Raw genomic sequence first — 23,993 nt, forward strand, 5'->3', positions numbered from 1 at the left:
GCGGCGCGTGGCGGAAGTTCACCGGTTGTCTCAAATGCGACGATGGCTTTGAACGGCGGGTGATTGCCCCGCTTAATAGGAAGCATTACTATTCACGCCCCGCCTCCCCAGTGCTCACGCGATGATCCCTCAGCCGCCCCGCAGAACAGGCTTTTTCGAGCATTACGAAGAGTTGATCGGCACCTGGACCCGCCGCCTGAGAAACCGTCAGCAAGCTGAAGACCTGGCCCACGACACCTTCGTGCGGGTGCTTGAGTCGCGTTCGAGCGAGGTTGCGCAACCGCGCGCCTATCTGCATCAAACAGCGCGAAACATCGCCGTGGATGCCTACCGCCGTGAAGACCGGCGCGAGGCGCTGGGGCTGGACGCCTTTGATCACAGTGCGCCCCACAGTGGCGACCCGGAGCATTTCATGCACGCGATCCAGTTGGCGGACTCCATCGAGCGGGCGTTGGCCGAGCTGCCGCTTAACTGTCGCAAGATATTTATCTGGCAGAAGATCGAGGGGCTGACCCAGCAGGAAATCGCCGTGCGCCTGGGCCTGTCTAAAAACATGGTGGAAAAGTATATGATCCGCACCTTGCGGCATCTGCGTGACCGCCTGGATGCGATGGCCCCATGACCCGCTTTGATGAAACAGGATCTTCCATGATGGATAGCCGTGCTCGCGACGAAGCCGCGCATTGGTTTGTACGCCTGCAAGACGCCGAGTTGAGCATCGAAGAGCGCCAGCGCTTCGACGCGTGGCGGGCAGAACGGCCTGAGCACCAATATGAATTCGACGTGTTGCAAGGTTTGTGGAGTGCCACTGATCTGCTGCCCAAGGCCCGATTGCAAGCCTTGTGCGATGCGCCGGTCGAGCGCCCCAAACGCCGGGCCATTGTGCGTTACGCCGTCGCCGCCAGTGTGGTGATGGTCGCCTTGGGGCTGGGTTTGTTCAGCGGGCTTGAACACCCAAAACCCTACAGCGCCGAGTTCAGCACGCGCCTGGGTGAGCATCGCCAGGTGGCCTTGCCCGACGGTTCGGTGATGGACCTGAACAGCCGCAGCGTGGTCGCGGTGCACTATGAAAAGGGCCGGCGTGGCGTAGAAATCAAACAGGGCGAAGCGATGTTCAGCGTCGAGCACGACACCAGTCGGCCATTTGTCGTCGCCGCCGGGGCAGGGCAGGTGACGGTCACTGGCACGCGCTTTGACGTGCGTCGCGATGATGACCAGACCCGCGTGGTAGTCGAAGCTGGCACGGTCAAGGTGCAGGGGCGCGCGTCCGATCAGATCGTCACGCTGACAGCGGGCCGGGGTACGCAAGTCGATGCCCTGGGGCACGTCGCTGCCGCATACGCGGTGAACACGGATGAATTGACGGCCTGGCGCAGCGGCAAGCTGGTGTTCAACAACGCCAGCCTTGGTGAAGTGGCGCGGGAAGTGTCGCGCTACCGCGAGCAACCGTTGCGGGTCAGTACCGCTGCGGTGAGCAACCTGCGCGTGACCAGCGTGTTCAAATCCACCGACACCGATGCCTTGCTCAAAGCCTTGCCGCATATCCTGCCGGTGGCCTTGCGCACCTTGCCGGACGGCAGCCAGGAAATTATTTCGCGCTGAGATTCAGGTTTTTTTCGAGTTCTTCGTCTTCTCCTGCAACTGCAACTAGTTTGCATTAACAGCCGCACACTCTTGCGATCACAGGATTAGGCTCGACGTGAAAAAACTTACCGTCTCCAACAATAAAATTTCCCGCTGGGCACCCTTGGCCCTGGCGCTTGCTGTCAGTGCCGCTGTGCCTGCTGCCTATGCTGACGACGGTATCCATATCCGCGCCCAGCCGTTGGGCGCGGCACTGAGCCAATTGGGCCAGCAGACGTCGCTGCAAGTGTTTTTCAGCCCGGACATGGTCGCAGGCAAACAAGCGCCCGCCGTCGACGGCAACCTGTCGCCCGAACAAGCCCTACGCCAGCTGTTGCAAGGCAGCGGCCTGGATTATCAGATCGATGCGGGCTCGGTCACCCTGCGCCCGCTGAGCAGTGGCACTGGGGAGGCCGGCTCGCCGCTGGAGCTGGGCGTTACCGACGTCAAAGTGGTCGGCGACTGGTTGGGCGATGCGAACGCCGCCGTGGTGCAAAACCACCCCGGTGCACGCACGGTGGTGCGTCGTGAAGCCATGGTGGAGCAGGGCGCGATGAACGTCGGCGACGTGCTGCGCCGTGTCCCTGGCGTGCAGGTGCAGGAGTCCAACGGCACCGGTGGCAGTGATATTTCCCTCAACGTGGGCGTGCGCGGCCTGACATCGCGTCTGTCGCCACGCTCCACGGTGCTGATCGACGGCGTACCGGCGGCGTTCGCCCCGTATGGCCAGCCCCAACTGTCGATGGCACCGATTTCCGCCGGCAACCTGGACAGCATCGACGTGGTGCGTGGCGCCGGTTCCGTGCGTTATGGGCCACAGAACGTTGGCGGCGTGATCAACTTCGTGACCCGCGCCATTCCGGAGAAATTCTCCGGTGAAGTCGGCACGACCTTGCAGACGGCTGAACACGGTGGCTGGAAACACGTCGACAACGCCTTTATAGGCGGCACCGCCGACAACGGCATTGGCGTCGCGTTGCTCTATACCGGCGTGAACGGCAACGGCTACCGCGAAAGCAACAATTCCAACGACATCGACGACGTGATCCTCAAGACTCACTGGGCGCCGACCGATCAAGACGATTTCACCCTTAATTTCCACTACTACGACGCCAGCGCCGACATGCCCGGCGGTTTGACGCAGAAGCAATTCGACGCCAACCCGTACCAATCGATACGCGACTACGACAACTTCAGTGGCCGCCGCAAGGACGTGTCGTTCAAGTACATCCGCCAGATCGATGACCGTACCCAGGCGGAAGTGCTGACCTATTACACCGACAGCTTCCGGGGCAGCAACATCGCCAACCGCGACCTGAAGACCCTCGTCTCCTACCCGCGCACCTATTATACCTTTGGCATCGAACCGCGGGTGTCCCATGTGTTCGATGTGGGCCCCAGCACCCAGGAAGTCAGCCTCGGTTATCGCTACCTCAAGGAAGGCATGCATGAGCAGGCCAGCAGCCTGAACCTGGTCAACAACGTGCCGACGCCGGGCGGGCAGAATGACGGGCACGTCTACCAGGACCGCACCGGCGGCACCGTGGCCAATGCTTACTATATCGATAACAAAATCGATATCGGCAAATGGACCGTCACGCCGGGTATTCGCTACGAAAATATCGAAACCCATTGGCATGATCGCCCGGTGGTCGCCTTGAATGGCGTACGCACCGTGGAAAAGAACCGCAAGATCCAAAGCAACGAGCCGTTGCCGGCGTTGAGCGTGATGTACCACATTTCCGACGCCTGGAAGCTGTTCGCCAACTACGAGACCTCGTTCGGCAGCCTGCAGTATGCGCAGATCGGGCAGGGCGGCCGGGTCAATCAGACGGCCAATGGCCTGAACCCGGAAAAAGCCAAGACCTACGAGATCGGTACGCGCTACAACGACAGCGTCTGGGGCGGCGAAGTGACGGTGTTCTACATCGACTTCTCGGATGAGTTGCAATATGTGAGTAACGATGTGGGCTGGACCAACCTGGGCGCGACCAAGCACCAGGGCATCGAAACCTCGGCTCATTATGATCTGTCGAACCTCGACCCACGCCTGGACGGCCTGACCGCCAGTGCCGGTTTCACCTACACCAAGGCCACCTCAGAAGGCGATGTGCCGTTCAAGGGCCGCGACCTGCCGCTGTACTCCCGTGAGGTGGCGACGGCGGGCCTGCGTTACGACATCAACCACTGGACCCATAACCTGGACGTCTATGCCCAATCCGGCCAACGTGCGCCAGGCACTGGCACCACCTACATCACCCAAGGCTCTGCCGACGGCCAGTACGGCGATATCCCCGGTTATGTCTCGGTCAACGTGCGCAGCGGCTATGACTTCGGTGCGCAACTGTCGAACCTGAAGTTGGGCGTGGGAGTGAAAAACGTCTTCGACCAGCAGCACTACACGCGCTCCAGCGACAACAATGCCGGGTTGTACCTGGGTGAGCCCCGTACGTTCTTCGTACAGGCGAGCGTCGGGTTCTGACCGGTCGTTGATACGAACAATCGCAGCCCAAGGGCTGCGATTTTTTTTGCCTGTTTCCTACACACCTTCAAGCTACTTTCTGCTTGATCAGGAACCTATTCCGACGGAAACGCCACACAGGGGCAGACCTGGTCGACTTCGATGTCAGCGTGGAGCGACAGGTTGATAATCGCACCCCTTGCCCTGGAGGCACTTATGTCGGTATCGGCTACCACTCCATCTGTATCTGTTTCATCCAGCGCGGACACCCCGCAGGTTGATTCAAAGTCCCACGCCAAGGTCAATGTTACGGCGTCGACTGCGCCGTCCTACCACAGCCACAACGCTGGAGGCGTCAATTTCAATGCATCGCATAGCCAGCATGGGCCGGTGTTTGGTCAGCCACAGCAGGCAGCGAGTCATCACAGCCACTTCAATAGTCGCCCGGCCCAGAATCCAGATTTCTCTGCAATGATGCAGCAAGGCTCACATCAGAGCTCATACCACGCCTCACACCACGCCTCACCCCAGGGCGGCACGCAGCAGCACCAGCAATGGGCAAACCCTTGGTTGGGCAGGCCCAAGCCACCGACTAACGCTCATGGCCCCTACCCGATCACGCTGGATAAACCAGACCCTATCTACTCGAAGAGAAGCGACGATCAACTGTTGACCGGTATTCTAAGAGACGCCAGGGCGTTTGGAACGCCGTGTAACCCTTCGACTTTCAGCAGGAGCGCTATTGAAGAAATGGCGCAAAAAGAATTGGGTCGCGACCCTGCAATGAATCGAGCAATTCGCAGCGCCAAGGAGGCTATGAGGCGTCCCGAGACGATGGATGCCTGGTTCCGGCAGGGTGATCCGGCCTCAATCAGCGATCTCAGGGCGTTCAGCCAAAACCCCAACCCCTTGAAATACCTCACTGATAAGCAAGCAGTTCAGGAGCTGATCAGCCATTTCGATCAATTAGCAGGGGGCTTCGGTAAAAGCGAAATCAATCTTAAAGACCTCAAATATCTGGCCGGTCTAAAACGGACGGGCGACACTTCAATCGACCACCTACGTAACGTGAGTGACAGGACCGTCAATAGTCCCCGTTTGACGGGCATATTGGATGAACTCTTGAGTGACTCCGGGGACAACAAATTCAGCCAGGCGGGGCTCGTGTTGGCTTCTTACTTGATCGCATAACCCATAGCAATAAGGCGCTGCGAACGCTTGGCAGCGCCTCGTGCTTCAAATTGTGCAAGGAACTATTTCCACACACTCGCCACTCAGGGCATACCTATCCAGCGGCTTTATCGGAGCCGGTCGCCTTTTCAGATACTGAATCAGGGCCAAGACATGACCTCAACTTCGTTTCAATCCTGCCAAACCGTCGGCTGTGAGGCTTTTCCCAGCGGCCCTGACGTTGATCGCTCAACATCCCTGGAAAGGGACGCGGCGTCGAATGACGTCCTCCATGCCGCCTTGTCGAACGGATACGCCGCAGAAACCCAGCGAATGAAAGCCTATGCCGGCCAGCGTAAGTTCCGGGCACCGGTGGCCGCTGATTTCGCCCGCGGCATGGTTGCCCCAGGTCATGCCGGCGACCCGGATACCCAGGCGTCCAGGCACTCCAATAGCGTGTGGGCCGCATTGATCAATGGCCTTACCGCTTGGTGGCGTGGGTAAACGCCTGCCTGATGCACCCGCTCACTTTTACATGCTGTCATGGGTATCCAGCGGTTGCCCGGAACTATTGAGTTCAGCTGACCACATATCGGTTGCTTGCTACCCGGGAATCGACTCGAAGATCCAAAGCGCCTGTGTGGTGGCTTTCAGGCAAGCATAGATCTGGAAAAGGTGGGAACTAACACATGAAAATTAACAGTGCTGTATCGCGCGGGCAGTCGCCGGCCATGGACCGGCCTGAGGTACGCTGGCCTTTGGCGTCGCCCGTTGCACACCCGCCTTGCGAAGATCACTTCAACACGCGGGATGTGCCACGTCAGCCGTCGTCGTTGCGCTCAAGCGCGTCCTTGCTGCGTTATCAGGCCTTGCAGAACGCGCCGATTGCTCGCGCGGACACAACCCCTCCGGGGCCGAAATCGGCGGATAACGTTTTGTTGGACGAGTTGGCAAAAGACTTCAGCGATTTGTGCATTTCTCTAGGCATGACCCAGGGCCTGACGCAGTCAGCTTTGCTGAAAATTGCAGCTCAACCGTTGCGGGGCGATTAACGTGCGGGACCGTGTGATCCTGGCAGTCAGGGAGATTCTCAAACGCCCAAGGTTGAACGATGCGATCATCGACAGTGACGGGTATATCACCCGCGACAGCCTGAGCGCCGCCGCCGCAGCCTTGCGCGGTAACAGCTCCCCTGAAGCCTTTAGCCAGGACCCTTTTCACGATCACGGCAACGCCAAGGTCGTGCAGGCTCTGCAAGGCTATTTCAAGTTATTGAGGGATAAATCCAAGGACCGCACGGTTTTTTTTGAAACCCTTGAATACATGGAAATTGCGCTGCTCAAAAACGTGATGAATGACCCCGATGACAGCGACTCACAAGGCCTGCCCATTCTGGATCCCGCTACCGGGCTGCCCGGAAAAAAGTACAGCGAGCACTGTGTGTACACGGCAAAAAACATCATTGAACGGCCGGGTTTATTGCGATCATTGCAGCGTGTCAACACACTGCGCCTGTTTGGTCGCCCGAAAGACGAAGAGTGGCTGTGCAATAAAAGCCTGGGGCGCTGGCTGGAGCAACATGAGGCACACAAGGCCAGGTAGCGACCCGGCCTTGAGCGCTGAGCGGTTCACACTTTGAGAATTTTGCCGCTGATGGCTACACCGGCCAGCAACAGTGCAATCAGTACAAAGGCCGTGCTCAAACTGCTGCCGTGGGCGACAAAACCGATCACGGCGGGCCCGGCGAGAATACCGGCATAACCCAGAGTGGTGATGGCCGGCACTGCAATATGCTCCGGCATCACCTTTTGCTTGCCCACGGCGGTGAACAACACCGGCACGATATTCGAACAACCGGCCCCCACCAGTGCATACCCCAGCAGTGCGGTTTCCCAGGCGGGCAAAAGTGTCGCGAGCAACATGCCGGCAGTGGCCAACGCGCCACCGATCACGATGACGCGTGTGGCGCCCAGGCGTCGGACGATGGCATCACCTGTCAGGCGGCCAGCGGTCATGGTCAGGGCAAAGGCGGCATAACCAAGCCCGGCGTAAGCCTCATCGAGGCCACGCTCGGCACTCAGGAACACGGCGCTCCAATCCAGCACGGCACCTTCAGCCAGAAACACGATGAAGCACAAGCAGCCAATGAACAGCACCACGCCGTGAGGAATGGCAAACGCCGGGCCCGAGCTTTCACTGCCGTAGGGCAACAAATGTGGCCCGGCCTTGAGCAGCGCTGCCGCCATGATGACAATCACCACCAGCGTCGCCTGCAGCGGCGACAGGCCCAGCCCCAGCAGCCCGGCGACGCCCGCTGCGCCGACGATGCCGCCCAGGCTGAACAAGCCATGAAAGCCCGACATCATGGTTTTGCCGCTGGCGCGCTCCACAATCACCGCTTGCAGGTTGACCGTGGAGTCCACGGTGCCCAGGCCTGCACCAAACAGGATCAATCCGGCCATCAGTAACGGAATCGAACTGACCGTGGCGAGCATCGGCAGGGCCAGGCAGATCATTATCGTGCCGGCCGTCAGGACACGACGGCAGCCATAACGTGATGCCAGCGCCCCCGCCACGGGCATGGCGATGATCGAACCCACGCCCAGGCACAACAGCAACAGGCCAAGCGTGCCCTCATTGAGTTGCGCGCGAGCTTTGGCGTATGGCACCAGCGGCGCCCAGGCCGCGATACCGAAGCCGGCGATGAAAAATGCAATACGGGTCGACATTTGCTCCAGCCGCCCGGGAACCACGGGCGCTGGGGTGGGGATGGCAGTCATGAAAAATCCTTGGTTTTGCGTTCAACGAACGATGTCCGGTGCGACATCCTTGCACATCAGGCCTTGTCGAGCGAATTGGGTTCCCCAGGTAATAGGGATTTGCGTGCAGGTCGGTAATTTTATTTTTACCAATAGGGAACGAGAGGGGATCGGGCGACCACATAAAGAATGTCAGGCAGGCGGGAGGTGGCCTGGAAAGTGAGTAATCCCCGTGAGAACTGGTGAACCCCGGGCGTCTTGCGGCGGATTGCCACTTTCCAGGCCACTTCTGAACTGTCCTCAGGTTAGCGTAGGCAAATACGCCCGCACTTCAATCACCTCGGCGTCCTTTACGCGAACCAGCAGCGTCCCACGAGGCGTTGTTTCCCTGCCGATGTAGCTCTCGATAATTACCCGGTCCGCCGCAGTGGCGTGCAGTGCCAACCGATGAGGTTTGCGCAGCAGTTTTTTGCTCTGAGCGTCGACCGCAAATAACGGCTGGCCTCTGCGCACACTGTCGCAGAATGTCATGACCACGGCTCGAGGCGTCGGTGGCGGGGGCGAGGGAAGGCCGGCACCGCTGAACAACAGGTTGAGCTGGTCGGCCGTGGCCACTGCACGCGGGAAGCCGGTAAACGCCGATGCGACCAGCAACAACTCGGTCAGCTCACCAGGCGCCAGGCCTTGCGCCAGACTGGTTTTGAAATGCACGCTCAATGGCGGCCCGACCATGCCGGCTGCGACGATGGCGGCAAAGATCGCGGCCTCTTGCAGTCGCGGGTCCAGACCGGGGCGGTCATGCAGATAGCCATACACCACGCCAACGGCCAATTCACCCAGGGCTGGCGCTGTGTGGAACAACGCATCCAGGCGCGAGCCACCATCAGGCACCAGCTCAATGAACGTCTTGCGACCTTCGCGGTACAGCGTTTCAACGGGGTTGTGTGGCACCAGTGCCTTCATGATTGCATCCTCCATGGAAAGAGGACGGCGTTAGCTCGACTGCGCACGGACTTCGGCCTGATGAAAACGTCCATCCAGGGGAAATAGGAGTGTAGGGCGCGCCTGGTTTTTCGCCATGACCAACGGGTGGTCTCAATCGACGCTATCCCACACAATCGCAGAGTATTTTTCTTTTTGATGTTCAGCGACAACGGATGTGGATGACCCCATGACCCAGTTCTACGATGCCCGCGGCAATATCTATGGCGTGATCAACCCGGCCTTGTTAAGGCGCACGGGCATTGAAGTGCCGCACAGCGCCGCTCAGGCCGCGCGCACTGCCCAGGCCTGGGCATCGTTGGCGATTGCGTCTGAGTGTGGATGGGGCACGCTGCCGCGTCCGGCGGATGCGAAGGCGCACCGCTGCGATGGTTTGTTGGTCGGGCCGTTCGACTGTGCGCCGCCGTTTGACCTGCTCATCGTCAATACCGATGGCACACTCGCGGAGCGCAGCGGCAACGGTTTGACGATTTTTGCTCAGGCGCTGACCGATCAGGGCTTGATGACGCAGGGCTGTGAATTGCGCGTGCATCACGACAAAGCCGATACCGCGTCACCCGTTGCAACGTTTGTGGAACCTGCGATCTATGAACAGGTTGCGGGGTTCTGGCTGGCCTTGGGGCCGCCGGCGTTCGGGCCTTCAGCGGTTGGCGCTGAGGGTGTGGATGGGCGCAATCTTGGCTTCAGTCATGTACCGCCCCTAGCTGTGATCAACCCGCAATGGGCACACAGCCAGTTTGTCCGGGTCGGCAATCCCCACTGTGTGACGCTCGTCGAGCACGCTTGGGCGTTACCTGACAATCAGGCGATGCACGAGCGCGCCCTGTTTGAAGCGTTGCAGTCAATTGCCTTTGCGCCACCTGTCGGGCGCGGCCGACCCTGCGTTGCCGGGATCAATCTGCAATGGGCCGCTCGCTCTTCAGGCAATCAGGTACTTGCGCGGGTGTTTGAGCGGGGCGAGGGCCCTACCGCGTCCTCCGGGACCAGCGCCAGCGCCGTGGCCTGTGCGGCGTGGCGGGCAGGCTGGGTCGAGGCTGGGGACGTGGCCGTGGTCATGCCGGGTGGCACGGCGCCGGTACGGTTGAATGTTCAGGCTGAAAAATTGCTGAGCGTCAGTTTATTCGGGACTGCACGACCGCAAGCCTGAATGTGCAAGTGCGGCTGATATCCTGGATGAGTGTCAGCCGTTTCTCTTCAAGATACTTATGCGTGTCCTATTAACGTAGGAGTTTTCTTGTTGTTGGTAGTTGTAAAAATAATGCCTTGTCTTATTTTGTAAAAGACACTTCCGACCACGCCGTACGAATCTTCTTTTTTATTTTTGAAGGCCCGAATCTCGCCTGAAATCGCTAAGATTCAATGCATTCAGGCGCTTTTTTCCGGCAGTTAAATCAACATTCGACGGGGGAAAGTCTTTCAGTCAAAACGTGAGCACGGGTAACTAAGGATGGTTGGCGATTTTGTTTTGCCGCGATTTAAATTGATATTTTCCGAACCAACTTTTGCAGAATTAAACTGTGACTTTCAGGTGCTGGCTTTCAACGGCAGCGAGCGTCTTGATCAGCCCTACTTTATTCACCTGCAGTTAGTCAGTGAAAACCCCGCCCTGGATCTCGACGCGCTGCTGCACCAGCCGGTCTATCTGGATTTTGGCGAGGCGGATGCGGGCCTGCATGGCCAGGTCTACGCCATTGGCCGGGATGATCCCGGGGGGCGGTTCACCCGCTACCACCTCACGCTGGCGCCCCGCCTGGCGTGTCTTGCCCATCGGCGTGACCAGCGGATTTTCCAGCAGCGCAGCGTGCCGCAGATCATCGCTGCCGTACTTGCACATCACGGTATCCTTGCCGATGCCTACACCTTCGAACTTGGCCCTGTGGTCTATCCGCCACGCGCGTTCTGTGTGCAGTACGCAGAAAGCGACTTGCACTTTATTCAACGGCTGTGTGCAGAGGAGGGTATTCACTACCACTTTCGCCACAGCCGGGATAATCATCTGTTGGTGTTTGGTGATGACCAGACTGTGTTTCGGCGTTTGCCTGCGCAGCATTACCGCACGGTGGGCGACTTGGCGGCTGATACGCGGGCGATCCGGCGCTTTGATGTGCGCCTGCGAATCCGCAGTCGGCAAACCGTGCGCCGCGACCATGACTTCGAACACCCTTCGCTGCGTCTGCAGGAACAGGCCGGTGCAGCCTCCTTACACAGCCTTGAAGATTACCGCTACCCCGCCGGCTTCACCGGTCACGCACGTGGCAAGCAACTGGCACGCCGGGGTTTGGAACGTCTTCAAGGCGATTGCCTTCGAGCACTGGGTAAGAGTGATCAACCGGCATTGAGCGGCGGCCACTTTCTCGAATTGCGTGATCACCCGGATCCAGCCTGCAACGACCTCTGGTTGATCAAGTCGGTACGCCATGAGGGTTATCAACCACAAGTGCTGGAGGAAGCGGGGTTTGAGCCTGCTGCATTCCAGGGCTATCGCAACCGATTTACCGTTACGCCATGGCGTGCGGCGCATCGGCCGCCGCTCAAACACCCAAAGCCGACCATTCATGGCAGCCAGACCGCCACGGTGACGGGCCCCGCAGGCGAAGAGGTGCATTGCGATGCCTACGGTCGGGTGAAAGTACGTTTTCACTGGGACCGCCTGGATAAAAACGATGACAAAAGCAGTTGCTGGGTGCGCGTGGCTTCCGGCTGGGCGGGCGATGGCTTTGGCGCGATGCTGATTCCTCGGGTGGGCATGGAAGTACTGGTGACTTTCCTTGAAGGCGACCCCGACCGGCCCTTGATCAATGGCTGCCTGCCCAATGCATCGCACATGCCGGCTTATCCCTTGCCGCAATACAAGACGCGCAGCGTGTTGCGCAGCCGCAGTACCAGGGGCGGCGGCGGGGCTAACGAGTTGCACCTTGAAGATCGCCACGGCGAGGAGCTCATCTACCTGCGCGCCCAACGCGACCTGCAACAGCACGTGGGCCGCGACAGTCGTTTGGAGGTGGTCGGAGAGCGCCGTGAAGTCATTCGGGGCCCAAGCACGGTACACCTGGAAAGCGAAGAACACCGTCACACCACGGGTGATCGCAATGTTGTGCTGAAAGCCAGCGATCGCTTGGATGTGCATGGCAACAGCGATACCTATGTTCGTCAGACCCTCGTCATCGAAGCCGGGCAACAGCTGTACCTGGAGGCCGGTGCCAGCCTGGTGATCAATGCGGGTGCACAAATCAGCCTCCAGGCAGGCGGAGAACATGTGCTGATCCAGGCGGGTGGCATCTTCAGCAGTCGGCCAATTACGGTGGGAGGCTTACCGCCCGCAAGCCGCTCGACGGCGCCTTTTTCTGCTGCGACTGCCCCGAAGATTTCGGCGGCGCAGGGCGCTCTCATGGCGCAGGCCCGGCAACTGGGCGCTGACTATTGCCCGGTGTGTGAGCAATGCCGCGAAGGCCTGTGCAATATCCCAGGGAGGGCTGCTTGATGGAGAGTATGCCCGGCCGTTGGATGGCCCGACAACATCAGGCGGGGCGCCGATTGTGCTTGATCCTTGACGGAAAACACGCCGCCCGCGAGCCGTTGTTGACGGTCCGCCATGTGCCGCAGTATTGCTGTCTCTACGCTGAGACTGCTGTGGCCGAGCTTGCCTCTACCGGTCCGATGATCCTGCTACTGGACCAGCTAGGGGAGCCCGCGCTGGTCGAGTTGCTGCAACATCCGCAGACGAACTGGGGCTGGCTGTGCAGTCTGCCGGGCGATGATCTGCAAGGCCTGGCTCGACACTGGCGCGAACGTCTGTTGGTAGGGCCGGCCGGCAGCCAAGCGGTGTATCGCATTCACGATAACCGCACCCTTGCTCGCGCGCTGGCCCACTTATCGATCGATGATTGGCCGGTCTTTCTCGGCCCGCTGATTTCTGTGTACTACTGGCATGAAGACCGCTGGTGCGAGGGCGAAAACCCCGCGCCGGGAGAGTATCCGGCGCCTGTGCCTGCGCCTTGGCTGAACGCGCCCAACCCCCAAGCGCAAGCCATCCTGCACGCCAACATCCTGCGCTACCTGCTGACCGAACACAGCGAAGGTCTCGCCGCGCTAGTCGAATTTCAAGACCCCAGGATCTGGCTGACCCAGGTGTTGGAACAAGCCCGCGCCTGGCAGTGGCGCGGGCCGCAGCAACTTGAATTCCTGGTGGTACGCAGGTTGGAGGAGGCGACGCAAACCAGCGTGATTCGCTGGCAACCGATGCAAGAGGAAGCGCCCGGCGATCATTTCGAAAGGGTGCTGGAGCAGTGGCGAAGGTTGAGGGAAAAAGTATGAGCAGGTGCATGCGTGGCGCATTAGCTGTGCTGGGAGCGGCATGGCTTTCGGGTTGTGCGGTAGGGCCGGTTAACCACTTTACGTTGGAGGTGGATTTGCCGGCGCAATTTCGATTTGTTGGCGCGGCGAATTACCGTCCCGCCAGATATCAACTCTGCAAGTTGCCGCAGCGACGGGGTAAAAGGCCTGAACGAAAAATCATTATTGCTGATTACAAACCCGTAGCCGGGCGGGTGAGTTATGACCTGCCGTTGACTGAAACCATTGAGGGCTGCCCCACGGCGCTGCGCAGTGTGGAGTTCGATTTTTATGCGAAGTGGGGGGCACGCAGCACTGATGTCGGTGGGGCACTGGCGGGTATCTACTTTACAGACCCTATTGAATCCGAGGATGTAGCGGGGGTGCCAGCCTCGGGTGTACAGGAGTTGCGTGGGCAATGTATGTGGCTTTTTCGCACGGTCGGGCGGGCGCATACGATCAGGAAACTGCTGAGATGCAGGGCGTTGGACGAGAGCGGGCAGCGGCAAAAAATGCTGGCGGGTGGGGTTGCACAAAGAGCTCTGCTACCAGGAAAGACACTCAGGCTGGTGCTGACACTTACCGATGAGGAGGAGCCGGCTTTTGACCGACGATGGATCGCTGTACCCGGCGGGTGGAAACGCTGCCGAGGGACGAGTTTTGAGGATCTGCAGGGCGCTTGCGATGACGATGCACCTGAGTTTAAACCGATAACGATGCCGGATGGACGCACCTGTGATGTCTATCCCACGTGCCAATAACAAGGAGTTGAGTCATGAGCCAGGACGCATGGAAGCAACCTTTTTTCAGTAGCAAGATGCCCGCCTGTGCATTGAAAGGGCATTGGGCAAGTTTTTGTCTGGTTGATGAAACGGGCAGCGGGAAGGCGTACGGTGGGCTTGCGTACACGGTCCACGACAGCGCAGGGCAGCAGTACAGCGGAAGACTGACGGGCGAGGGGTTCGCCAAGCTACAAGGGTTTTACTGCGGTCCCGTCGTTCTGGTTCTGGAGCGGCTGTATTCTGGGAAAGAGGCGCCGTATTTTGGATTGAGCGGGCGCGAGACTTACAAACTACCCATCACCGAACTTCAGGTCCGTGCCGAACAGACCCGCTTTTTCGCTGCTGATGGTCAACGCACTGAGAGTAATCCTGCACAGCACCAAGCGGACCGGTTCTATCAGGTGGAAGTACGCGATCTGGTCCGACATGTTGCTCACCTGCCGCCATTGGCGCCACGGACACATCAACTTCAACAGCACGCGCTAAGAATGATGGCTGAGTTGGGGTTTGGCCCGCCTCAACCGGCTTTGGCGGGCGTGGTGCTGTTTCCTAACCTGCACACGGTGCTGGAAGTACGACCGTTGCGTGCCCTGCGACCGATGCTCTGCGGTGATGATCAATTTTGTGCCTTGAACCTGTATCAACTGGCGTTGATGTCCACCTTGAGTTACTGCGACTTTGGCCAGGAGCCTCCAACGCGACCTGTGGATCAAGTCAGTTTTCCGCTGGATCCAAGCGTGGGGAATGTGTTCGCCGAAAAACTTGCCGGATATCAGGAAGCCTGGAAGGTCGACCGTGAGCAGGTTCAACGCTTTTACCCGCTGTATGAGGATGTTCCCTACTCCCTGCGTTTTGAAATTGTGCCCTTCGATCCGCAGTTGTATCCGCAGAACCGTTTGGAGCTTGGAGAGAAACAGGAGCATCCTGCTCGCGTGCACTTTTTCGACGATAAACAGTTCGGCACTGATACGCAGGCGTTTATCACTCATCACGACCAAGTCATCCTGATTGCGGTGCGAGGCACCGCCAGTGGTGCCGACGCACTGCGAGACGCCAATGCCCATCAGGTGCCCTTTGGCGGCGGAGTAGGAAAAGCCCACGAGGGCTTCTATCAGGCGTATCAAGCGATGCGCGATTTCGTCTTGCACTACCTCGATCAATTCCACGACGGCCAGCGCATTGTGATTTGCGGCCACAGCCTCGGTGGCGCCATCGCCTTGCTCCTGGCAGAAGGGCTGCGCCGAACCTCCGGCGCCGACTACAACATTCTCCTTTACACCTACGGTGCGCCTCGCGCGGCTGACTCCGAGTTCACTGAAGGCGCCTCGTCTCTGGTCCACCATCGCATCGTCAATCACAACGACCCGGTACCCAGCGTGCCCGCTCGGTGGATGAATACCACCGCCAAACTCTGGGTTCCCGGAGCCGTGGTGCTGTTCAGCGCGCCTGCTTCGGGAGGCTTGTTATTCGCCGCCGGGCTGGTGCGCGTCGGTGGCAACCCTTACCAGCATCACGGTGAACAACAGCACTTCATGCCGATCAAGCTCCCGGATGGCACCCAATCCTCTGTGTTATGGAAGCCCGGTTGTGAGTCCATTATCGAGGCCGGTTGCAACCAAGCGTTGCAGCTCCACGGCGACATGCCTGACCGCGCCAACCTGTTGAAACAACTGTTCCAGGCCAACCAGCACTTCATGACCGCCAGCTACATTCCGGCAGCCTGGGCCACGTTGCGTCGCTGGCAACAGACCGTCGATAGCCAGGGGCCTTTGGTCACGCCAAGGGAATTCGAGTTGATCGACCGTGCGCTTGAGACCATGACTCAGCAATTGCGTGACAAGAACCGTGAGCTTGATCGTCGGCGTCCAACCAACCAACGCAGCGACGGGCACGAACATAACCAGGCATTGAACGCTGAAATCGACCGCTTGCGCACCAGTCGCCAGCGTCTGGAATCCCTGCGCTGGCGTCGCCTTGAAGCGCGTGATGTCTACGGCAGTCAAGCCCACTCCACCCAGCTGCCGCACAGCCTCAAGCGTTGGTTCAGCCACCGTGAAAACCGCGAGATATCACAAATTGCGAGTATCCCGCCACCCTCCCACAACGACCGGGGGAGGGCGCAACCACTGGATATCGACTCGATTGTTTAGCCGGGCCGTTTACAAAAACGCCACCTGCGCCGGTTGCCGCTTCATCAACACGTTGCCGTTACGGATCGAGTACAGCGGCAGGCCTTGGCTGCGGATGACTTCGTAGTCGCTGTCTGCCGACAGGATCAACAGGTTGGCCGGTCGCCCGGGTTCCAGGCCATAACGGTCGCCTAGGGCCATGGCCTTGGCGCTGTTGTCGGTAACCAGGTCCAGGGCGCTTTGCAGGTTGCGGTAGCCGAGCATGTGGCAGATGTGCAGGCCGGCTTCCAGCACGCGCAGGATGTTGCCGTTACCCAGCGGATACCAAGGGTCGACAATCGAGTCCTGGCCGAAGCACACGTTCATGCCGGCTTCGAGCAGTTCGTTGACGCGGGTGACGCCGCGGCGTTTTGGGAAGCTGTCGAAGCGGCCTTGCAGGTGGATACTTTCGGTCGGGCAGGAGACGAAGCTGATGCCTGAGTGCCCGAGCAGGCGAAACAGTTTGGCGCAGTAAGCATTATCGTAGGAGCCCATGGCCGTGGTGTGGCTGGCGGTGACGCGCGTGCCCATGTCGCGGCTGCGGGCTTCTTCGGCGAGCACTTCAAGAAAGCGCGAGTGCGGGTCATCGGTTTCGTCGCAGTGCACGTCCACCAGGCAACCGGTGCGCTCGGCCAAGTCCATCAGGAACTTCACCGAACTCACGCCTTGGTCGCGGGTGTATTCGAAGTGGGGGATGCCACCTACCACGTCGGCACCCAGGCGGATGGCTTCTTCCATCAACTCGCGGCCGTTGCGGTAGGACTCGATGCCTTCCTGGGGAAACGCGACGATTTGCAGATCGATCAGGTGCGCGCTTTCTTCGCGCACCTCAAGCATGGCTTTAAGTGCGGTGAGGTCGGGGTCGGTAACGTCGACGTGGGTGCGCACATGCTGGATGCCATGGGCGGCCAGGGCCTGGATGGTTTTCTTGGCGCGGGTCTTGGTGTCTTCCTGGGTAATGGTGGCCTTGCGCTCGCCCCAGCATTCGATGCCCTCGAACAGCGTGCCGCTCATGTTCCAGCGCGGTTCGCCGGCGGTCAGGGTGGCGTCGAGGTGAATATGCGGCTCGACAAACGGCGGGATAACCAGGTTGCCGGCGGCGTCCAGGTCGCCGGCCGTTAACGCAGGCACTGTCGTTTGTGGGGTGATACTGGCGATCCGGCCGTGTTCCAGGTGCAGATCATGCAGGCCTTCACGGTTGCGCAGGCGGGCGTTGATGATATGCATGGGCAAGTTCCTCTTGGCTAATAACAGTCAGGCAGACAGCCGCCAGATCATCAGGGCGATGCCGATGTCCAGGCGGTCATATGAGTGGTCCAGCCTCAGTCCACAAAGGGCTTCGATGCGCTGGACGCGTTGTGTCAGGGTGTTACGGTGCACGGCCAGGCGCTGGGCGGCGCCCACTAGATTAGCATTCTCGTGAAGCCAGGCTTCCAGGGGCGGCATCAGGCTCGGGCCATGGTGAAAGTCGCCAGACTCATGCCGAGGCATCTGCCAGTGGCGCGCGTACGCGTAACACTGAGGTCAGCACGATGTAGGTCAGTGACGCGGCAACAATCCCCACCAGGGGCGCCACCCACGGCGAGTGAAACGCCAGCACGGTGCCCACCGCATAAGCCACCAGCCCAGGCCAATTGAATGCCGGCAGGCGAGTCTCGGCCAGGCGCGGGTAGTGGCCGCGATAGCGGTAGAAGAAGTCGGCCATGATCACCCCGCCAATCGGCGGAATCACCGTGCCCAGCAAAATCAGGTAGGGCACCAGCATGTCGTACATGCCGAGCAGAGCCAGCAAGGTGCCGATCACCGCGCCTGCCAGGGTCACGGTCTTGCGGCGTTTAGTGCGCAGCAAATTGCAGCCGGCGACGGCGAAGTTGTAGATGGTGTTGTCCTGGGTGCTCCAGATATTGAGCAGCAACATGGCCATTGCCGCCATGGCGAAGCCTTGCAGTAGCAACACTTCCACCACGTCCGGCTGCTGATAGACGATGGCGCCATACGCGCCGATCAACACCATCAAGCCATTGCCGATGAAAAATCCGATCAGGCTGGCCAGCACCGCGACCTTGGCGGAGCGGGAAAACCGTGTCCAGTTGGTGGCCTGGGTCGCGCCGCTCACAAAGGTGCCGAACACCAGGGTGATCGCCGTGGACAAGTCCAGTTCACCCGTCGGCACCACGGCCAGCAGGCCATCCAGCCCACCCACTGCTCCAGTAGCGACCCACATCGACAGGAACAGCAAAATGCCCATGGCCGGCACTGCGATGTAGGACAGAATTTCCAACCCGCGATACCCCACATAGGCCGTGGCGCAGAACACCATGCCGAACAGCACCATCAACCCGAGCACGCTGCCCTGGCTCAGTTCGAAATACTTGCCCAGCACCACGGCGGCGGTGGCGGTGCCCCAGGCGTACCAGCCGATCTGGGTGAAACCGAGGATCAGGTCACTGAGCTTGCTGCCGACTTCGCCAAAGCAGAAACGGCCCATCAACACCGAGTTCAAACCGCTCTTGAAGGCGATGTAACCCAGGCCTGCGGCGTAAATGCCCAGCAGCAGGTTACCCAGGGCCACAACACCGAGCATGTCGGTAAAGCTGAACGCCACGCCGAGCTTGCCCCCGGCAAACATGGTCGCGGTAAAAAACGTGAACCCCAGCAGCACCATGGCCGTGGACGCCAGGCCTTTGCGTGCATGCATCGGCACTTCGCTGAGGGGGTAATCGTTGCCCGGTTCTTGCTGCGTCATGGCCCTGCTCCCTGAATGAGTGACGCAGGCCTGTTGCACCGCGCGTGCCAAACCGGCGGCAGTGAAGGACGCTGTGCACCGTGCACAGTATTGATAGCCAAACCGTGGTGAATCGCCGGGAGGAGTGTTCTTTATGCCCAGTCGGGCACGAAAGCGGTGCAGCGGTGATACAAATTGGCTCAGCTTCTGCTAAAGGCGCTTGGTCATGTACACGCGGCGCAGGCCCCGTTCCACGGCGCGATGGGTTTCTACGTAGCCGCGGCGTGTGTAGAGCGCGATGTTCTCGGTCATGGTTTCATGGGTGTACAGGCGAATCGTGGCGTAGCCGGCGTCGATAGCGTGTCGTTCGGCAAATTCCATCAGTAATCGCCCGAATCCCAAACCCTTTGCACCAGGCGCTACGGCGAGGTTATCCAGCAGCAAAGCACCATCGCCCGCCAGTAGAATGACGAAACCCTGAACCGTCCCGGCGTTATCCAGTACATGCACTCCGCCAGCCTCGACTAACTGGCGATAGTCCTCAAGCATCGGCCCGGGCTTGCGGCCGATCCGCGCGATGTAAGGCGAGTAGGCGGCTTCGACAATCGCTTCGATGGCAGCAACATCATCGGCAGTGGCGGGGCGCATCATTGCAGTGTGCTCCTGTGAAAGAATCAGTCCGCTGGCGCTTCGAAGATCGTCTCGATCGGCCGCACTATAAAGGTCGTCGGGCATAAAAAAACCACCCGCAGGTGGTTCTTCAATGTGCCATCGCTTACTCGCCGCGATAGATGCAGCCGCTGGTGCAGGTCTCGTGGATACGAATCGCACTGAGTTCCGGCAGCAGCGGTTTCAGCTCAGTCCAGATCCACTTGGCCAGCACTTCGCTGGTCGGGTTTTCCAGGCCGGGGATGTCATTCAGGTAGTTGTGGTCGAGGCGCTCATACAGCGGCTTGAAAATCGCCTTGATCTCCGAGAAGTCGCGAATCCAGCCGGTATGGGGGTCCAGGTCGCCGCTCAGGTGGATCGCCACCTTGAACGAATGCCCGTGCAGGCGCCCGCATTTGTGGCCTTCCGGAACGTGGGGCAGGCGGTGGGCGGATTCGAAAGTAAACTCTTTGAAGATTTCCACGGTGTGACCTGTAGGGCTTGTGTTGCGTGGGTTTTGGGTGATTGTCAGTTTATGGTGTACTGATCAATGTACTGATTGGTCGTTGCTGGGCGTGACTAATGTCATCCATTTAGCGATTGCTGACTGACGCCAAGCGACCGAATTGGGGTCTATTCTAACCTGTTTTGGGAATGTGCCCTCCCTGATCCGTCGATAAACCGTATTACGGCCCAGGCCAGGGGTACGAAGCACCTCGCCGAGGCGCAGGAAGCGGTCGATGTTTTCTGCAACTGCCATGTTTATCTACTTGCCGCGGGCGGGGCGAGTCAATGAGCCGCGCTGGGCGGCAGAAGGTTCGGGTTAGCGATCGATGAAGACGTAGGCGAACCAGAGGGTGGCGATCATGGCGTAACCTTGGCCGTTGGCCACTTTGCATATTCCTGTGCCGGGAGTTCGTCGGTGACGTCGTGGCTGGCCCAGGCAAGAAACTTCTCGGTCGGCACCTTCGGATAATTCTTTCCGAACCCAACTGAAGGGCCGTCGTACTGGATTTCATATGAGCCTATCCACCTGACGGTTCGTTATTGATTGGTGGATTCCAGGCGTCACCGGCTTTGGCTGGTTTTTTTGCTCGGAGGGTGCGCCGACCTGGAACTTGAGTTTTTCTTCAGGCATGACTTCGTCTTTGCCGCTTTAGCGGCTGTTTTTGACAGATGGGTAGTTAATATTGCTGTGGTAGCATGAAGTGGGTCTAAGTTTTCGGGGAGGGAAGTGGCATGAAGTTAAGTAACCTATTTTTAGTGCATTCTTTTAATGAAGATGTAGAAGTTTCTGGTGCTCGCGCTGAGCAGAGAACAGTTTTTCGTTATTTGCGTAAGCTTTCTGTTGAGGAGTTAGAGGCTTTAAATAACGCAATTGAGAATGTTGGTTTTTATTCTAGTGGTGTTGATTTGTTCTACTCTGTGCAGTTGAATGTTGAGGATTTGCTCCGCTCAATATTGGGATTTACAGAAAGGTATATGAAAGAAGGTGTCATGGGGGAAGCCCATATGAACATGGCTTCATTAAGCTTTTCGAGGCTAACGCTGAATTTGCTTGGAATGTTTAAGTCATTCATTGATCATGGAACATCGAGCCTTGAACGAAAATTCGGACCAGACTCCGAACACTCTGTGGAGTGGAAACGTCGACTGAGTGCCGAATATGATCGGTCGTCTGCTTATCGGCTTTTCAGTAATTTACGTAATTATTGCCAGCATGTGGGTATGCCCCCTATACATTTTTCAATCGAGCAGTCACGTGACATTGCAGGAGTTACTGTGGTAATGGAGTTTGTTAGGGATGAACTTCTGTCGACCTATAAAAGATGGAGTAAGGATGCGAAGAATGATCTTCTGGCTGGCCCTGAGACAATATCTCTTTTAGGCACTTTACAGGAATGGAGCGAGTGCTTTTTGAGACTTGCAAGATGGTTCAGTGATCTGCGTCGAGAAAGCGCAGTGGCAGGCGCGAAACTGATAATGTCTTTACGAGATAATTTTGATCTTCCTCTAGATGGACAGATTGCGCTAATGGAAGAACCGGCGGCCAACTCGCAGGATGACGGTGTCAACTTTAAGGCTCGTTGGATTTCGGAGAGTAAAGCAAAAAATGTGATAGATGGAGTCCCATATATAGAGGTTGTATGTTAAGAGAGGTTTTAGCTTTATTTACGGTGGAATTTCCTTTAGGCGTGGGGGGCCTTGCCCTGGCATTGGAGTGCTACGATGGCGCCATTCCACTAAATGGGGTGGACCATGACGAAGCGCGATATTTATGACTAAATCGAAGGCTTTCAGGTTTGGAGCTATTTGGAGTGCTACAAGGACGAGGAGGGCCGGGAGACCTGGCGCAACAACGGCGAGGTGAAGCGCGGTCGTCAAGTGGTAGTGCCGGTTTTAGCGGGTGACCGAACCTATGTTGACCGTAGTCTGGCGCAGGTTGCTGGGCGTGAGGTTGGGGCAAGGTTGTTCTCTAAGCTAAGCTGCTAACATCTTTCATCGGAAGACCCTGCAAGCGAAACGAGCTAATCATGGAGTTAGAATGAGTAATGTTATTGATGGCACGCTGAGCAGTGATGAGTCGCAAGTGTTTTTTGCTGATAACAATATGCAGGCTTTCCTTGCTAGGGCGACGGATAGACTTGAGAGTTTATTCGCTCAGAATGAGACAATCGCGAGCGTCGAAGGGAAGAAGGTCCAGAGCTTTGTCAACGCTGCACTTAATGAAATGATTAACATGCCTGCCGTGTTTGACTCATCTTGCTCTTTCAATATTAAACATATTGGCTCTAGGTTTGTAGAGTGTCTTCAGGCTGCAGGCTCCAGTAAAAATTACGATGCTGACTCTATGCTTTCATGCTGCTACAGATTTGTAGTGGAGCTTGAACTGAAATCTCCTAATGGCATGTCGCAGTTTTTAAATATGGCCTGGAACGAATTGTCTGGAATGGATTTTCTAGAATATCCTGATGCTGCTACGCAGGTGAAATGGGCCAGAAATCATATGGCGATAAATATTTTGAGGGAGTACATCCATCACCCGCACATGGCTACTCTAAAAGAACTCCCAGCAGCTATCCGTACTTCAGAGGAGGCGCGCGAGAAGTCAAATGAAGAAATGTCTATTCGGGAACTACGGGTAAAGGCTCTACAGGAAAAGCTTGCCGGCTACGAGAATGCTTACAATTTTGTAGGGCTTTATCAAGGCTTTTCAGAACTTAGGAAAAACAAGATTAAAGAGCGAGATTTCGCTTTCAAATTTCTCATCGCGCTTGGTCTGTGTCTTCTATTGGTTCCTCTCCTCAAGTTTTTCGGTGTGGTTGGGCATGAAACTGACCTAATTAGGGAGTCGCTTTCTATTGCAGCCTTATTTGCGCTTGAACTAATGATAATTTATTTTTTTAGAATTACTCTTCAGAACTTTCGTTCCATCAAAGCTCAGCTGCTTCAAATAGACTTGAGGATGACTTTGTGTCAATTTATTAACAGTTATGTCGAATTCGCATCTGATGCTAGGAAAAGTGATAAAGAACTTCTTAATAAATTTGAGCAAATTATTTTTAGTGGCATCGTGTCAGATGAAAGCGTGATTCCTTCCACATTTGATGGTTTGGAGCAGGTGGCCAAAATCGTAGATGGATTCAAACCGCGCTAACCACCTGCTAAGCTGATTTGTTGAAAAGCGGTAACTGTTATCGCCCTGGGAAAATTGGGCGATGGCGGCCATGAGCGCAAAGTCCAATGTACTGGCTATACGGCTGATATGAGAAAAGGTTGTGCGCCTGCTGAGCCTTTTCGATTAAGAGTTGAATGCATAAGACTGGGAAGGGCTCAACTTGATCGTAGAGCTGGCGATCTTCTGAGCTGACTTGCCTGCACGGAAGTAGGCGTCGAGCAGCTGGTTCAAATTGTAGATAATCGAATCTCGCGAGTTGGGTATTGGCACGTCAATCATGGCTGCGCACCGTAGTAGGCGAACAGCACCAGCATTGCCGCGAAGCCAGCCGTCCAGCGCGCTATGCGCCACCCGAAACGCTTCGACGTGGCCTTGGCCGCATCGAAGAAGTCGGCGTTGCGCTTGAGGTGATTGGCATACTGGCAGGCGCCGTCGTGGCCAGTGCGTGCACCGCGAGATACACCGCTGGAGCGCTCCACCACATCGAACAGGTTCTTGCCGATCGGCACCACGTTGAAACGCGGTACCTTCACAGGTTCTTCGCGACCGATCATCACGTACATCTCCGAAGTGGAAAGCTGAACACGGTCTCGCAGGGCCCGCAGAACGGCTTAGTTTTTTTGGATGGGTTGGTTCATGCCGAC

Annotated in this window: 22 protein-coding genes and 1 pseudogene; 14 read left to right on the plus strand and 9 right to left on the minus strand. The window is 57.8% G+C overall.

Annotated features, from left to right (window positions below; all coding sequences use genetic code 11):
* The first annotated feature begins 121 nt into the window (after positions 1-121).
* From PspR76_RS11220 to PspR76_RS11250, 7 genes are all read left to right on the plus strand, one after another.
* Positions 122-622 carry a sigma-70 family RNA polymerase sigma factor gene (locus tag PspR76_RS11220; RefSeq protein ID WP_159955233.1) on the plus strand — a complete coding sequence of 167 codons (501 nt, stop codon included), beginning with the start codon at positions 122-124 and terminating at the stop codon, positions 620-622.
* 26 nt (positions 623-648) lie between these two features.
* On the plus strand, positions 649-1,602 hold the full coding sequence (locus PspR76_RS11225) for a FecR family protein (protein WP_159955234.1): 954 nt from the start codon (positions 649-651) through the stop codon (positions 1,600-1,602).
* Positions 1,603-1,699: 97 nt separating this feature from the next.
* Positions 1,700-4,105 carry a TonB-dependent siderophore receptor gene (locus PspR76_RS11230; RefSeq protein ID WP_159955235.1) on the plus strand — a complete coding sequence of 802 codons (2,406 nt, stop codon included), beginning with the start codon at positions 1,700-1,702 and terminating at the stop codon, positions 4,103-4,105.
* Between the two features lie 195 nt (positions 4,106-4,300).
* Positions 4,301-5,275, plus strand: a complete 975-nt coding sequence (locus PspR76_RS11235) for a hypothetical protein (RefSeq protein WP_159955236.1) — start codon at positions 4,301-4,303, stop codon at positions 5,273-5,275.
* A 312-nt stretch (positions 5,276-5,587) separates the two neighbouring features.
* The gene (locus PspR76_RS11240) at positions 5,588-5,758 is read left to right on the plus strand and encodes a type III secretion effector protein (RefSeq protein ID WP_159955237.1); all 171 of its coding nucleotides are present in this window, start codon (positions 5,588-5,590) and stop codon (positions 5,756-5,758) included.
* A 185-nt stretch (positions 5,759-5,943) separates the two neighbouring features.
* Positions 5,944-6,306, plus strand: coding sequence for a hypothetical protein (locus tag PspR76_RS11245; RefSeq protein WP_159955238.1), 363 nt, complete (start codon positions 5,944-5,946; stop codon positions 6,304-6,306).
* A gap of 52 nt (positions 6,307-6,358) precedes the next feature.
* Positions 6,359-6,856: a type III secretion effector protein gene (locus PspR76_RS11250; RefSeq protein WP_237235742.1), complete on the plus strand. Its 498-nt coding sequence runs from the start codon at positions 6,359-6,361 to the stop codon at positions 6,854-6,856.
* A gap of 26 nt (positions 6,857-6,882) precedes the next feature.
* Here PspR76_RS11250 and PspR76_RS11255 read toward each other — a convergent pair whose 3' ends face one another.
* Positions 6,883-8,034 (minus strand): MFS transporter, encoded by a 1,152-nt coding sequence (locus PspR76_RS11255; protein ID WP_159955240.1) that lies wholly within the window; start codon positions 8,032-8,034, stop codon positions 6,883-6,885.
* Positions 8,035-8,313: 279 nt separating this feature from the next.
* Positions 8,314-8,976: a carboxymuconolactone decarboxylase family protein gene (locus PspR76_RS11260; RefSeq protein ID WP_174245615.1), complete on the minus strand. Its 663-nt coding sequence runs from the start codon at positions 8,974-8,976 to the stop codon at positions 8,314-8,316.
* A 208-nt stretch (positions 8,977-9,184) separates the two neighbouring features.
* Between PspR76_RS11260 and PspR76_RS11265 the strand changes: the two genes are divergently transcribed.
* The 5 genes from PspR76_RS11265 (at position 9,185) to PspR76_RS11285 (ending at position 16,279) form a co-directional block, all read left to right on the plus strand.
* Positions 9,185-10,162, plus strand: a complete 978-nt coding sequence (locus PspR76_RS11265) for a diaminopimelate epimerase (RefSeq protein WP_159955241.1) — start codon at positions 9,185-9,187, stop codon at positions 10,160-10,162.
* Positions 10,163-10,462: 300 nt separating this feature from the next.
* Entirely contained in the window at positions 10,463-12,496 is a 2,034-nt protein-coding gene (gene tssI, locus PspR76_RS11270; RefSeq protein WP_159955242.1) for a type VI secretion system tip protein TssI/VgrG, read from the plus strand.
* A complete protein-coding gene (locus PspR76_RS11275) occupies positions 12,496-13,329 on the plus strand; it encodes a DUF4123 domain-containing protein (RefSeq protein WP_159955243.1) in 834 nt (277 codons plus the stop codon). The genes tssI and PspR76_RS11275 overlap by 1 nt, the downstream gene beginning before the upstream one ends.
* Positions 13,326-14,108, plus strand: a complete 783-nt coding sequence (locus tag PspR76_RS11280; RefSeq protein WP_159961403.1) for a hypothetical protein — start codon at positions 13,326-13,328, stop codon at positions 14,106-14,108. The genes PspR76_RS11275 and PspR76_RS11280 overlap by 4 nt, the downstream gene beginning before the upstream one ends.
* A 14-nt stretch (positions 14,109-14,122) precedes the next feature.
* Positions 14,123-16,279: a lipase family protein gene (locus PspR76_RS11285; protein WP_159955244.1), complete on the plus strand. Its 2,157-nt coding sequence runs from the start codon at positions 14,123-14,125 to the stop codon at positions 16,277-16,279.
* Positions 16,280-16,288: 9 nt separating this feature from the next.
* Here PspR76_RS11285 and codA read toward each other — a convergent pair whose 3' ends face one another.
* From codA to PspR76_RS11315, 6 genes and pseudogenes are all read right to left on the minus strand, one after another.
* Positions 16,289-17,524: a cytosine deaminase gene (gene codA / locus PspR76_RS11290; RefSeq protein WP_159955245.1), complete on the minus strand. Its 1,236-nt coding sequence runs from the start codon at positions 17,522-17,524 to the stop codon at positions 16,289-16,291.
* Positions 17,525-17,551: 27 nt separating this feature from the next.
* A pseudogene (locus PspR76_RS11295) lies at positions 17,552-17,767 on the minus strand (helix-turn-helix domain-containing protein); the annotation flags it as partial.
* A 7-nt stretch (positions 17,768-17,774) separates the two neighbouring features.
* Positions 17,775-19,043 (minus strand): cytosine permease, encoded by a 1,269-nt coding sequence (codB, locus tag PspR76_RS11300; protein ID WP_159955246.1) that lies wholly within the window; start codon positions 19,041-19,043, stop codon positions 17,775-17,777.
* Between the two features lie 189 nt (positions 19,044-19,232).
* Complete coding sequence (locus tag PspR76_RS11305) at positions 19,233-19,673, minus strand: GNAT family N-acetyltransferase (RefSeq protein WP_159961405.1); 441 nt, start codon at positions 19,671-19,673, stop codon at positions 19,233-19,235.
* A gap of 124 nt (positions 19,674-19,797) precedes the next feature.
* A complete protein-coding gene (gene queD, locus PspR76_RS11310; RefSeq protein ID WP_003237990.1) occupies positions 19,798-20,154 on the minus strand; it encodes a 6-carboxytetrahydropterin synthase QueD in 357 nt (118 codons plus the stop codon).
* 63 nt (positions 20,155-20,217) lie between these two features.
* Complete coding sequence (locus PspR76_RS11315; protein ID WP_159955247.1) at positions 20,218-20,430, minus strand: helix-turn-helix transcriptional regulator; 213 nt, start codon at positions 20,428-20,430, stop codon at positions 20,218-20,220.
* Between the two features lie 479 nt (positions 20,431-20,909).
* Between PspR76_RS11315 and PspR76_RS11320 the strand changes: the two genes are divergently transcribed.
* Together PspR76_RS11320 and PspR76_RS11325 are read left to right on the plus strand one after the other, a co-directional pair.
* Positions 20,910-21,824: a hypothetical protein gene (locus tag PspR76_RS11320; RefSeq protein ID WP_159955248.1), complete on the plus strand. Its 915-nt coding sequence runs from the start codon at positions 20,910-20,912 to the stop codon at positions 21,822-21,824.
* A 391-nt stretch (positions 21,825-22,215) separates the two neighbouring features.
* Positions 22,216-23,328, plus strand: a complete 1,113-nt coding sequence (locus tag PspR76_RS11325; RefSeq protein WP_159955249.1) for a hypothetical protein — start codon at positions 22,216-22,218, stop codon at positions 23,326-23,328.
* Positions 23,329-23,624: 296 nt separating this feature from the next.
* On the opposite strand, the gene PspR76_RS11330 is transcribed toward PspR76_RS11325, so the two are convergent.
* A complete protein-coding gene (locus tag PspR76_RS11330) occupies positions 23,625-23,906 on the minus strand; it encodes a hypothetical protein (RefSeq protein ID WP_237235744.1) in 282 nt (93 codons plus the stop codon).
* Between the last annotated feature and the right edge of the window lie 87 nt (positions 23,907-23,993).

The organism is Pseudomonas sp. R76, from assembly GCF_009834565.1.
Lineage (GTDB): Bacteria > Pseudomonadota > Gammaproteobacteria > Pseudomonadales > Pseudomonadaceae > Aquipseudomonas.

Coding starts and splice junctions, on each gene's coding strand:
- PspR76_RS11220 (WP_159955233.1), top strand. CDS start 122: ATGATCCCTCAGCCGCCCCGCAGAACAGGCTTTTTCGAGCATTACGAA.
- PspR76_RS11225 (WP_159955234.1), top strand. CDS start 649: ATGATGGATAGCCGTGCTCGCGACGAAGCCGCGCATTGGTTTGTACGC.
- PspR76_RS11235 (WP_159955236.1), top strand. CDS start 4,301: ATGTCGGTATCGGCTACCACTCCATCTGTATCTGTTTCATCCAGCGCG.
- PspR76_RS11240 (WP_159955237.1), top strand. CDS start 5,588: ATGAAAGCCTATGCCGGCCAGCGTAAGTTCCGGGCACCGGTGGCCGCT.
- PspR76_RS11245 (WP_159955238.1), top strand. CDS start 5,944: ATGAAAATTAACAGTGCTGTATCGCGCGGGCAGTCGCCGGCCATGGAC.
- PspR76_RS11255 (WP_159955240.1), bottom strand. CDS start 8,034: ATGACTGCCATCCCCACCCCAGCGCCCGTGGTTCCCGGGCGGCTGGAG.
- PspR76_RS11260 (WP_174245615.1), bottom strand. CDS start 8,976: ATGAAGGCACTGGTGCCACACAACCCCGTTGAAACGCTGTACCGCGAA.
- PspR76_RS11265 (WP_159955241.1), top strand. CDS start 9,185: ATGACCCAGTTCTACGATGCCCGCGGCAATATCTATGGCGTGATCAAC.
- tssI (WP_159955242.1), top strand. CDS start 10,463: ATGGTTGGCGATTTTGTTTTGCCGCGATTTAAATTGATATTTTCCGAA.
- PspR76_RS11275 (WP_159955243.1), top strand. CDS start 12,496: ATGGAGAGTATGCCCGGCCGTTGGATGGCCCGACAACATCAGGCGGGG.
- PspR76_RS11280 (WP_159961403.1), top strand. CDS start 13,326: ATGAGCAGGTGCATGCGTGGCGCATTAGCTGTGCTGGGAGCGGCATGG.
- PspR76_RS11285 (WP_159955244.1), top strand. CDS start 14,123: ATGAGCCAGGACGCATGGAAGCAACCTTTTTTCAGTAGCAAGATGCCC.
- codA (WP_159955245.1), bottom strand. CDS start 17,524: ATGCATATCATCAACGCCCGCCTGCGCAACCGTGAAGGCCTGCATGAT.
- codB (WP_159955246.1), bottom strand. CDS start 19,043: ATGACGCAGCAAGAACCGGGCAACGATTACCCCCTCAGCGAAGTGCCG.
- PspR76_RS11305 (WP_159961405.1), bottom strand. CDS start 19,673: ATGATGCGCCCCGCCACTGCCGATGATGTTGCTGCCATCGAAGCGATT.
- PspR76_RS11315 (WP_159955247.1), bottom strand. CDS start 20,430: ATGGCAGTTGCAGAAAACATCGACCGCTTCCTGCGCCTCGGCGAGGTG.
- PspR76_RS11320 (WP_159955248.1), top strand. CDS start 20,910: ATGAAGTTAAGTAACCTATTTTTAGTGCATTCTTTTAATGAAGATGTA.
- PspR76_RS11325 (WP_159955249.1), top strand. CDS start 22,216: ATGAGTAATGTTATTGATGGCACGCTGAGCAGTGATGAGTCGCAAGTG.